13 protein-coding genes are annotated in these 11,105 nt (G+C 43.0%); all 13 read right to left on the bottom strand.

What is annotated here, in order from left to right; genetic code table 11:
* Positions 1 to 89 precede the first annotated feature (89 nt).
* The gene (gene ylqF / locus ACFQV5_RS12695) at positions 90 to 956 is read right to left on the bottom strand and encodes a ribosome biogenesis GTPase YlqF (protein ID WP_379247285.1); all 867 of its coding nucleotides are present in this window, start codon (positions 954 to 956) and stop codon (positions 90 to 92) included.
* 49 nt (positions 957 to 1,005) lie between these two features.
* The gene (lepB, locus tag ACFQV5_RS12690) at positions 1,006 to 1,620 is read right to left on the bottom strand and encodes a signal peptidase I (RefSeq protein ID WP_379247283.1); all 615 of its coding nucleotides are present in this window, start codon (positions 1,618 to 1,620) and stop codon (positions 1,006 to 1,008) included.
* Positions 1,621 to 1,720: 100 nt separating this feature from the next.
* A complete protein-coding gene (gene rplS / locus ACFQV5_RS12685) occupies positions 1,721 to 2,065 on the bottom strand; it encodes a 50S ribosomal protein L19 (protein ID WP_379247281.1) in 345 nt (114 codons plus the stop codon).
* A 243-nt stretch (positions 2,066 to 2,308) separates the two neighbouring features.
* Positions 2,309 to 2,455 (bottom strand): hypothetical protein, encoded by a 147-nt coding sequence (locus ACFQV5_RS12680; protein ID WP_379247279.1) that lies wholly within the window; start codon positions 2,453 to 2,455, stop codon positions 2,309 to 2,311.
* Positions 2,456 to 2,545: 90 nt separating this feature from the next.
* Complete coding sequence (locus tag ACFQV5_RS12675) at positions 2,546 to 4,978, bottom strand: hypothetical protein (RefSeq protein WP_379247277.1); 2,433 nt, start codon at positions 4,976 to 4,978, stop codon at positions 2,546 to 2,548.
* A 284-nt stretch (positions 4,979 to 5,262) separates the two neighbouring features.
* Positions 5,263 to 6,099 carry a tRNA (guanosine(37)-N1)-methyltransferase TrmD gene (trmD, locus tag ACFQV5_RS12670; RefSeq protein ID WP_379247275.1) on the bottom strand — a complete coding sequence of 279 codons (837 nt, stop codon included), beginning with the start codon at positions 6,097 to 6,099 and terminating at the stop codon, positions 5,263 to 5,265.
* Position 6,100: 1 nt separating this feature from the next.
* A complete protein-coding gene (gene rimM / locus ACFQV5_RS12665; RefSeq protein WP_379247273.1) occupies positions 6,101 to 6,625 on the bottom strand; it encodes a ribosome maturation factor RimM in 525 nt (174 codons plus the stop codon).
* A gap of 127 nt (positions 6,626 to 6,752) precedes the next feature.
* On the bottom strand, positions 6,753 to 6,983 hold the full coding sequence (locus tag ACFQV5_RS12660) for a KH domain-containing protein (protein WP_006211360.1): 231 nt from the start codon (positions 6,981 to 6,983) through the stop codon (positions 6,753 to 6,755).
* A 21-nt stretch (positions 6,984 to 7,004) separates the two neighbouring features.
* Positions 7,005 to 7,277: a 30S ribosomal protein S16 gene (gene rpsP / locus ACFQV5_RS12655; protein WP_379247270.1), complete on the bottom strand. Its 273-nt coding sequence runs from the start codon at positions 7,275 to 7,277 to the stop codon at positions 7,005 to 7,007.
* Between the two features lie 56 nt (positions 7,278 to 7,333).
* On the bottom strand, positions 7,334 to 8,713 hold the full coding sequence (gene ffh, locus ACFQV5_RS12650) for a signal recognition particle protein (protein ID WP_379247268.1): 1,380 nt from the start codon (positions 8,711 to 8,713) through the stop codon (positions 7,334 to 7,336).
* Positions 8,714 to 8,737: 24 nt separating this feature from the next.
* The gene (locus tag ACFQV5_RS12645; RefSeq protein WP_379247266.1) at positions 8,738 to 9,094 is read right to left on the bottom strand and encodes a putative DNA-binding protein; all 357 of its coding nucleotides are present in this window, start codon (positions 9,092 to 9,094) and stop codon (positions 8,738 to 8,740) included.
* A gap of 137 nt (positions 9,095 to 9,231) precedes the next feature.
* Entirely contained in the window at positions 9,232 to 9,879 is a 648-nt protein-coding gene (trhA, locus tag ACFQV5_RS12640) for a PAQR family membrane homeostasis protein TrhA (RefSeq protein ID WP_379247264.1), read from the bottom strand.
* A gap of 200 nt (positions 9,880 to 10,079) precedes the next feature.
* Positions 10,080 to 11,078 (bottom strand): signal recognition particle-docking protein FtsY, encoded by a 999-nt coding sequence (gene ftsY / locus ACFQV5_RS12635; protein WP_379247262.1) that lies wholly within the window; start codon positions 11,076 to 11,078, stop codon positions 10,080 to 10,082.
* Positions 11,079 to 11,105 lie beyond the last annotated feature (27 nt).

Here is an 11,105-nt window from a genome sequence, read left to right as displayed (position 1 = left end):
ACCGGGAAACGGTTGCTGCGTAAAGGTGTCTTTTTTGTTCTGTCTACTTGACAGGGGTATGACCATAAAGGTGGTTTTTTCATAAGCTATTAATATGGTGATTCCATCGAGAAACGCCCCATCTTACCTGCACGCAATTCACGCAAAAAGGCGCTTGAGGCTTTTTCCAAATCCACTCGCCCACCACTAATAATACAACCGCGCTTTCGCCCAATGTCTTCCATTACGGACACGATCTCATCCGGATTCTCAAAATCCTCAGGACGCTGCTTCAAGTCAAAACGCTCACTCATAGGCTCCCAATAATATCTAGACATGTATTTAACCGCAAAAAAGGCGATATCTTCAACATTCAATATTTCTTCTTTGATGGCACCAGTCACAGCTAGACGGTACCCAACATTTTGATCCTCAAACTTCGGCCACAATATCCCTGGTGTATCGAGCAATTCCATTTCGCCACCTGTAACCTTTATCCATTGCTGACCTTTGGTTACACCTGGGCGGTCCCCGGTCGCCGCAATGCTGCGCCCCGCAAGTCGGTTGATCAGAGTTGATTTACCTACATTCGGAATGCCTACGATAAGAACACGCATTGCGCGTGGATTGATTCCCTTAGATATTTGCTTATCGATTTTTTCTTTCAACAGCAGCTTCACCTGATCTGGTATTTCCTTCACTCCGGTGCCTGTCGCGGCATCGATAGGGAATGCTGTGTGTCCTTGCTCTTTAAAATAAGCCAGCCACTGACGTGTCACCTCAGGATCAGCCAAATCCGACTTGTTCAACAAAATCAGACGCGGCTTTCCCTGCAAAATATCGTCGATCATCGGATTGCGGCTTGAAAGCGGCAGTCTGGCGTCAATCAGCTCAATAACAGCATCAATCAACTTCAGTTTATCCTGTATTTGACGGCGTGCTTTTGTCATATGTCCTGGAAACCATTGTATCGTCAACGTCGTCACCTCACAAAAATTCCAATTCCATTATTCTTCTTATTCCCTACTAATGATTTATCAAACCAATATCTTTGAGCGGCCAAAATATCAGATCCGCCCGGCCAATAATATCCTCTAGAGGAACATATCCAATCATTCGGCTATCCGTACTGTTAGAGCGATTGTCCCCCAAGACAAACACATGTCCTTCAGGAACCTTACCATCCGGGAAATCAGTATTAGGGAAATCCAAGGTGTTATAGAGCCTGTCATCTGCATGTGCTTGATCAATAGCCTCTTGTATGTAAGTTTCACTTACTGGTTTACCATTAACAATCACTTGGTCACCTTGAACCTGAACTGTATCGCCACCTACCGCTATAACACGTTTGATGAAGTCTCTTCCCTCTGATGGTACATGGAATACAATAACCTCACCACGTTCCGGCTTACGAATGTCGTAGAGAATCTCATTTACAATAAGTTTCTGACCTGTTACAAAGTTAGGCTGCATGGATTGCCCTTGGACGATAAAAGGTTGAAAGAGAAACCAGCGAATGAGAACCACCAACACCAATGCAATAAGAAGTGCTTTTAGCCATTCCACTAATTCATTCTTTTTCTTGGTTGGGTTCCCTGACTCTTTCGATTCGAATGTCTCTTGCTGTGTATCTTGCTGCATAATTCACCGCCCTCTCTTTATTGATGATTACAGCATGATTTTCATTTTTGGATATACAAAAGGGGCTTGTATATGCGCACAAGCCCCTTTTACCGTCAGATTAACGACGAATTTCTTTAATTCTCGCTGCTTTACCGCGCAGTTCACGAAGATAATAAAGCTTCGCACGACGCACTTTACCACGGCGAGCCACTTCGATTTTCTCGATCTTAGGCGAGTTGATTGGGAAAGTTCTTTCCACACCAACACCGTAAGAAATTTTACGAACTGTAAAAGTCTCACTGATTCCGCCACCGCGACGTTTAATTACAACACCTTCGAAAACTTGGATACGCTCACGAGATCCCTCGATAACCTTAACGTGAACTTTTAAAGTGTCACCAGGACGAAAGCTCGGCATATCTTTACGAAGTTGTTCTTGAGTAATCGCTTGTACGATATTCATCTAGGACTCCCTCCTCTCACACAGGCGTTCTTGCATCTTCCGGAAAACCCTTTGTTCTCCATCATTATCAACAGAGGACCACCTTATTCACAACAAAAGAAATTTTAACATAAATCATAATCTTAAGCAAGTATATTCTATACTTTGCATCTGAAAGATCCCTATTAATGATCCAATAGAAAAAACTACTCTAATATATACATTAGAGTAGTTCCTCCTTTTAATGTCTAGCTTTAATTTATGTTAATTCAACGCTTCTTTTCCATTTTTTATCTTAGATCCGTGTCGTTCAGCATAGTAGTTTAAAATATCATCAACGGTATGAAACTGTACATCGTCGTCCTTCTTATCTATACGTATATATTGATCATCATAGTTAGTATCTCGCATTTTAAAATCCTCCTAATTTAATTCCATATCGCTCAGCCTATTATTATTACCCTGTTTTCTGGACTTTGCACCTTTTCCCCTCTGTAAAAATCATGATTCTATTCTAAAAATTGAGAATCTTACAGCTTCAGTTGGAGCGATAACCTCTATAGTACCTGATGACAAGTTATAAAGTTCAATCGTATTGCCTTCACCTAAGCTAATCACTCCTGAACCGGAAACTTCTGCATGAATAGAGCTTGAATTCAAATTTGCTGTACTTCCTAAGTTTCCATTAATGACGATGCCGAAAGTACTCGGAGTCACTTGATTTTTATCCAAAGATATTTGCCAATCAAAATAATAAAAACCGGCTGTAATCACCGTTAACTTTGAAACTCCATCAAAAATTATTCCTTGTAATGTGCTTAAATTAAATATAATGGGTTTAATTGTTGCAACTGTCTGCGTCACTCCATTACTGTTATACAACAAACTGCCCCCGGTTACCGTTTTCAACCTTTTAACATCTGTATCTCGGGTCGCCCGCCCAGCATCCTCTGGCACTTCAATTACTTCTACTTCTTCTATAGACTGAGCCACCTCTACAGGAAAGATTACCTCCGCTTCGTTCTCTTCAACTTGAGCTGTCTCTGTGGCTCCTTCTTCGACTACTCCCTCTGTTTCCTCTGTTTCCTCTGGTTCTTCCGTTGCATCAACATCCTCTGACACTTCAATTACTTCTACTTCTTCTATAGCCTGAGTCACATCCACAGAATGGAGCGCCTCCGCTTCGTTCTCTTCAACTTGAGCTGTCTCTGTGGCTCCCTCTACGACTGGTTCCTCTGATTCCTCAGTTACCTCTGGCTCTTCCGTTGCACCAGTAGCTTCTGGCACTCCAATGACGTCCACTTCTTCTATAGACTGAGTCACATCTACAGGAAGGATTGCCTCCACTTCGTTCTCTTCAACTTGAGCCGCCTCTGTGGATCCTTCTTCGACTACTCCCTCTGTTTCCTCTGGTTCATCCGATGTACCAGCATCCTCTGGCACTTCAATCACTTCTACTTTCTCTATAGCCTGAGTCACATCCACAGGATGGAGCGCCTCCGCTTCGTTCTCTTCAACTTGAGCCGCCTCTGTAGCTCCTTTTTCGAATATTCCCTCTGTTTCCTCTGGTTCTTCCGATTTACCAGCATCCTCTAGCACTTCAATCACTTCTACTTCCTCTATAGCCTGAGTCACATCCACAGGATGGAGCGCCTCCTCTTCGTTCTCTTCAACTTGAGCCGCCTCTGTAGCTCCTTTTTCGAATATTCCCTCTGTTTCCTCTGGTTCTTCCGATTTACCAGCATCCTCTAGCACTTCAATTACTTCTACTTCCTCTATAGCCTGAGTCACATCCACAGGATGGAGCGCCTCCTCTTCGTTCTCTTCAACTTGAGCCGCCTCTGTGGATCCTTCTTCGAGTATTCCCTCTGGTTCTTCCGTTGCAACAGCATCCCCTGGCACTCCAATCACTTCTACTTCTTCTATAGACTGAGTCACATCTGGTGGATGAAGTACATCCACTTCATCCTCTTCGACTTGAGCTGTCTCTGTGGCTCCTTCTTCGGCTGTTTCCTCTATTTTATAACTATGTTCTTTCTCTCCCACTTCTATTTTTCCTGAACGATTCTCCATGCTCCCTACGATTTGCTGCTCTAGGCTCGACGGAATATACAATGAATACGAATTTAAAATAGCACTCAACGATCGTAGCAACGATGCTTTGTTATCTATAGAAATGTTCAAATCCTCTATAGTAACGGACAAAGCCGCGATAAATGAAGTCATCAGCTCCTTTATAAGCACTACTGATAGAGACTCCTTCTCGAATAACGTAATCAAATGATTCCCAATTATTCGAAGTCGTTCATTGTGAATGGGTAGGCTTCCCAATAAAATTATCTGCTTTAATATCCCGTATAGTACATCGCTAAACTGAATTCGCGTAATTACATTCGACTGAGTTATTGCTTCCTTTAAATAGACCGGTAAGTTATCTATGAGATGAATAAGTATTACTGGGTTGGTGATCGGAACGGATAATAAACGAAGTGAATTCTCTTGCACTTGCTTTACTTGAACTCTATCCAGCGCTTCATTTACGGCGGACAAAGCTTCTGTTGCTTCCTCTTCTACGCCGATTTGTGATGAAAGTTTTTTTATGACTTCAAAAAAATAAATCAGCTTCATTCGAATCTCCTCGAAATTCGATAAACTAGGAATTACAGCAATCTGCGTAGCCGCTTCTTTAGCTCTTCTCTTTTCACTTAGTGAAAAGGGCAGATTCTTGACTTGATTGTTTAATCTTTGAATCTGCAGCTTCAATAGAGTAAATCCTTCATTATCTTGAACAATAAAAGCCTGATGAATATATGTGCTCATTTGTCTTAGTAGCAATATGAAATGATCTGCATGGGATTTCTTTACTCGTAGCGGTACTGCGGCCGAGCTAATAAAACTTCGCTTTTTCTTACTACTACCTTTCCTTTTCTTCATCTTTTTTATCCTCCATTCCCCAATCTGCTCAAGCCCACACTAACAAAAAAGCAACCATCCCGGGATCTATGCAGGAAGATTGCAGTATGATCCTAAAGGATCTTTTTCATATGTTCGTCTGAAATACTATGTTCCTGAATTGAATCAACATTCGAAAGAGGATATCGGTGGTTAAATATAGCCTTTAAATAAATGACGAATACAATAAGCTATGCTCTATGGTCTTCCTTTATGAATTTATTCACAAAAAAAGAGGAAACCTCAAGTGAGGCTTCCTCTTTTCATTATTTTTGGGGTGATTTATTATTATTATCTTTCTGAGACTCGCGTTCCGAGCGAAGCTTTTCCAGAAAGATCTTATCTTTTTTTGAAAGTTCCAGATTTTCCAGCAGCTCCGGACGCCGTTCCCACGTTCGCTTAAGTGCCTGTTCTCTACGCCAAACCTCAATATTAGCGTGATGACCGCTTAGCAGTATATCCGGCACCTTCCAACCTCTGAACTCAGCTGGGCGGGTATAATGTGGATATTCAAGTAGTCCAGTACTGAATGAGTCTGTCACAGCAGACATCTCATTGCCTAGAACTCCTGGCAGAAGCCTTACAACAGAATCAATGATAACCATGGCAGGGAGCTCACCGCCTGTCAATACATAATCACCAATAGATAGCTCATCGGTTACCAGATGTTCACGAATACGTTCATCATATCCTTCATAATGGCCGCAAATAAACACCAAATGCTCCTCTTGTGCAAGCTCCTCCGCCTTTTTCTGCGTAAAGGTCTCACCCTGTGGACACATCAAAATAACACGAGCAGGCTTTCTCAGGTCATTAGGTACTGGAGAATCATCCACCATCGGTTCTGTGCCAGATTCGGAGCTCACTGGTGATAAGGATAGCAGATCCTCAACAGCTCCAAAGATCGCTTCAGGTTTAAGAACCATTCCGCCTCCGCCTCCGTATGGCGTGTCGTCTACCTGTGAGTGTTTGTTCCCTGAATAAGGGCGAAAATTCACTGCATTCAGGGACACAATACCTTTATCAGCTGCTTTGCCGAGAATGCTGGAATGGAATACTCCGTCAAACATTTCAGGAAACAGCGTCAACACATCAATCTTCATGTTATAACAGCCCTTCCATCAGATGAACCCGAACCAACTTAGCAGATTTATCGACGTCTAATACAACATCTGGAATAGATGGAAGCAAGATTTCATTACCTTTAGGCGTTTTTACTACCCATACATCATTTGCACCTGGTGTAAGGATCTCTGAGATTATGCCCAACTCTTCAGCAGGTTCATCATCCGTTACCACACGGCAGCCTATAATTTCATGAAAGTAGTATTCATTATCCGGAAGTTCCTCTTGAAGGTCCTCACTAATTTTGAGAAGACTCTCTTTGTATTTCTCAGCTTCATTAATTCCGCTAATTTCTGTGAATTTAATAATATACATATTTTTATGAAACCGGGATGTTTCCACGGTTACAGGGATCGGCTTTCCTCCTTTTGAAGGAACAATATACAAGGAACTCTTTTTGGCAAAACGCTGTTCCGCAAAATCCGTATGTGGAATCACCTTCACTTCACCGCGAATACCATGTGTATTCACGATTTTCCCTACGGTAAATAACTTTTCAGACATGGTCTTCCTCCTGCATCTCGTTATAAACTCATATCACATTGTTGACCACTAGTTTTCTTCAGCATGTACGAAAAAGGGTTAGGACATGCATCCTAACCCCCTTTCGTATATCTTTAAGAAAAATCCCTCAAGAAATGATATCCACGGTTACCCGTTTATCCATTTTAACCGCCGCCGATGTTACGACCGTGCGCAGTGATTTGGCAATACGCCCTTGCTTGCCTATGACCTTCCCAACATCGTCAGGATGCACGTACAGTTCATACACAATTAAGTGCTCCTTCTCAACTGTCTTCACGGTCACATCTTCTGGATGATCCACTAAAGCCTTAGCAATAACACGAACTAATTCTTCCATAGATGACCCTCGCGATCAGTCTTATTTCTGAAGCTTAGACTCATGGAACTTCTTCATAACGCCCGCTTTGCTCAGCAAGTTGCGAACAGTATCGGATGCTTGCGCACCGTTTTGAAGCCATTTAAGTGCTTTTTCTTCATCGATCTTAACTTCAGCCGGTTGAGCAACCGGGTTATAATAACCGATTTCCTCGATAAAACGGCCATCACGCGGGGAACGGGAATCAGAAACCACCACGCGGTAGAAAGGGGCTTTGTGAGCACCCATACGTTTCAGACGAATACGTACTGCCATTTGAAAATTCACCTCCTTCGAAAAATGTCCAACTTTTCCTATAATCTATCTTAACCTTAACGGAAAGGGAACTTCATACCTTTGCCAGCCAGACCCTTCAACTGCTTCATGGCCTTATTCTTGCCACCCTTAGGTCCCATCATGTCGGAGAACTGCTTCATCATCCGGCGCATTTCATCAAACTGCTTAATAAGGCGGTTTACTTCAGCAAGTGAAGTTCCACTACCCGCAGCAATCCGCTTACGGCGATTGTGATTGATAATGTCCGGTTGTTGTTTCTCCTCGGTAGTCATTGAATGAACGATAGCCTCGATTCGGCCCATCTGCTTCTCGTCTACCTTAAGATCTTTCGCTTGCTTCATCTTGCCCATACCAGGAATCATATCCATCAGCTGATCCAATGGTCCAAGCTTCTTCACTTGCTCCATTTGCTCCAGGAAATCTTCGAACGTAAATTCAGCATTCCGCATTTTACGTTCCATTTCCTTGGCTTTGTCCGCATCAATGTTCGATTGTGCTTTCTCAATCAAAGAAAGCATGTCTCCCATTCCAAGAATACGGGATGCCATCCGCTCAGGATGGAACGGCTCCAAAGCATCAATCTTCTCGCCCAGTGCTGCGAATTTGATCGGACAACCTGTGACGGCTTTGACGGACAGGGCAGCACCACCGCGGGTGTCTCCATCCAGCTTCGTCAGAACAACCCCTGTCAGTTCAAGCTGATTATTAAAGCTCTCTGCCACGTTGACAGCGTCTTGACCAGTCATTGCATCAACAACGAGAAGAACCTCATCGGGATTCACAACTTGATGAATCTGCTTTAGCTCTTCCATCAGCTCTTCGTCTACATGAAGACGTCCGGCCGTATCGATAATGACATAATCATGGCCATTATCTTTCGCATGCTGCAACCCCTGCTTTGCAATCTCCACTGGGCTAGTCTTGTCACCAAGCGAGAATACAGGAACTTTAATCTGCTCTCCCAAAACCTCCAGCTGTTTAATCGCAGCGGGGCGATAAATATCTCCAGCTACGAGTAGCGGCCGACTGTTCTGCTTCTGAAGAAGCTTGGCCAGCTTACCAGAAGTCGTTGTCTTACCCGCACCTTGCAGACCAGCCATCATAATAACAGTTGGCGGCTTCGTGCTCTTCGCAAGCTTGGATTGACTTCCGCCCATCAACTCAGTCAATTCCTTATTGACGATGTCGATGATAACCATACCTGGCGTGAAGCTATCCATAACTTCCTTACCAATAGCCTTTTCTTTAACTTTGGCTACAAACTCTTTTACTACTTTAAAGTTGACGTCGGCTTCAAGAAGCGCCAGACGAACCTCGCGCATGGCTTCAGTTACATCCTCTTCGGATACTTTCCCTTTACCACGAAGCTTGCTGAACACATTCTGCAACCTGCTGGTTAATCCTTCAAATGCCATATCCGCCACCTCCGTCCTACTAACTTAATCCCATACTATCAATTGATTTACCATATCGGTCATTATCTTCTTATCGTGATCATTCAGTGCGCTGTCACTTATCATATTACGTAGCTTTTCAAGCTCACGGAGTCGCTCCTCGTGCTTCTTCAGAAGACCGAGTTTCTCTTCATAAGTATCCAGTACCTGCTCTGCACGTTTAATGTGCTCATAAACAGCCTGACGACTGATTTCAAATTCACTCGCGATTTCACCTAAAGAGAAATCCTCGTGAAAATAGTGCTTTAAAAACGTCTGCTGCTTCTCTGTAAGCAGTTGTTCATAGAAATCGAACAGAAGATTAATACGGTTCGTCTTCTCGAGCCGGTTCTCCTGACTCATCTAAGGGCACCCCCTCGTCAAGGAAAAACACTTTACAGTTCACTCGACGAACATTATCATACAAAAAACAAAGAAGGATGTCAAGCTTTTCTCCTTGTCATCCTTCTCATTTTATTTACGAGCATAAATCAACTAGATCAACGAATTGGCAGTACGTAAAACAGCACAGCGAAAAAGTGCAAAACACTGCCTGCTAACACAAATAAATGCCAAATCGCGTGGTGAAATGGAAAACCTCTCCACACATAAAAAATGGTACCCAGTGTATAAAGAAGTCCGCCGCCAACCAATAAGTTTATGCCTTGTGGAGCTATGACTGCAGTTAGTGGGTTCCAAGCAATGACGATTAGCCAGCCCATCGCAACATAGAACACTGTGGACATAAACAGAAATTTTTTAACAAAAAAAGCTTTAAATACACAACCAAACAAAGCGATTCCCCAGATGACTCCGAACAAACTCCACCCTAAAGTTCCACGTATAGCTACGAGCAAAAATGGAGTATATGTCCCAGCAATAAATAAATAGATGGAGGAGTGATCAAGAAATTCGAAAACATCCTTGGCCTTCCCCTCTTTAAAGCTGTGAACAAGCGTGGAGTTCAAGTACAACAACAGCATTGTTGTTCCATAGATCGTAAAACTGACCACATGCCAGACCGTTCCTTCTAAACTAGAAAATACAATAAGCAATACGAGAGCAGCTACGCTAAGCGCAGCTCCAATACCATGAGTGATTGCGTTGGCTATTTCTTCCCTACGGGGATAAGTATGTGTATTCGCCATAACCAACTTCCTTTCGTTCTTAACTTTACATCTTATTATATGCTGTTATAACCTTCAAATCCAGCTCAACGCCCTGGGTAACTACAATATGAAAATAGTTAGCATGCTACTCATGGAAATAATCATAAATAGATAAAGGGTGTCACAATAGCATGAAACTGCTACTTGGACACCCTATAAATTCATTTACCCTTCATTCACTAAACTGATTCTTCAGTATTCTCTTCTTCCTTAATCAGGCCAGCAAATAAAGCATGTACAAACTGTTCGGAATCAAAGGTCTGTAAATCTTCCACCTTCTCACCTAGTCCAACGAGTTTTACTGGCAGGTTCAACTCTTGTCTGATCGCTACAACAATACCACCCTTAGCTGTACCATCCAGCTTAGTAAGCACAAGACCCGTAACACCGCTTTTTTCGCCAAACAACTTCGCCTGGCTCAGCGCATTTTGTCCTGTTGTAGCATCCAGCACCATCAATACCTCATGAGGAGCGCTTGGAATTTCACGTTGGATTACACGGAAAATCTTGTTAAGCTCTTCCATTAGATTGCTCTTATTCTGAAGTCGGCCCGCTGTGTCGCAAAGAAGTACATCAGCTTGACGCTGTTTAGCTGCTTGTACCGCATCAAACATCACTGCAGCTGGATCCGACCCAGATTGTTGCTTGATCACTTCAACTCCAACACGGTCTCCCCACACTTCCAATTGCTCGATAGCTCCGGCACGGAATGTATCACCAGCAGCCAAAAGAACTTTTTTACCTTCTTGCTTGAACCGATGAGCGAGTTTACCGATCGTTGTTGTTTTACCTACTCCATTAACGCCTACAAACAATATAACCGTAATTCCATCCGGATTCATGCGAAGCTCGTTGTTATTGTCGCCTTTGAGCAGACCCATCAGTTTCTCAGATAAAACCGGCTGGAGATCAGCTGCATCTTCGATGCGACGTTTCTTCACCTCAGCACGAAGCTCATCCATCAAATCCATGACCGTATTTACGCCAACATCGGCGCCAATCAGAATTTCTTCAAGCTCCTCATAAAATTCTTCGTCAATCTTTTTGCGGCGGATCACCAAATCCGAAACCTTTTCGACCAAACCTTTACGAGTCTTTTCTAATCCATCACGGAACTGCTTCGTTACGCTTTCTGTCTTGGTTGAAATACTCTCTTTAAGCTTCTTAAAAAAACTCATACGTTCCCTCCATAATGGTTGAATATA

The organism is Paenibacillus sp. GCM10028914, from assembly GCF_042666275.1.
Taxonomy (GTDB): Bacteria; Bacillota; Bacilli; order Paenibacillales; family Paenibacillaceae; genus Paenibacillus_AQ.
The sequence above is the reverse complement of the archived record's forward strand: the minus strand, read 5'-3'. Positions and strand labels throughout refer to the sequence as shown.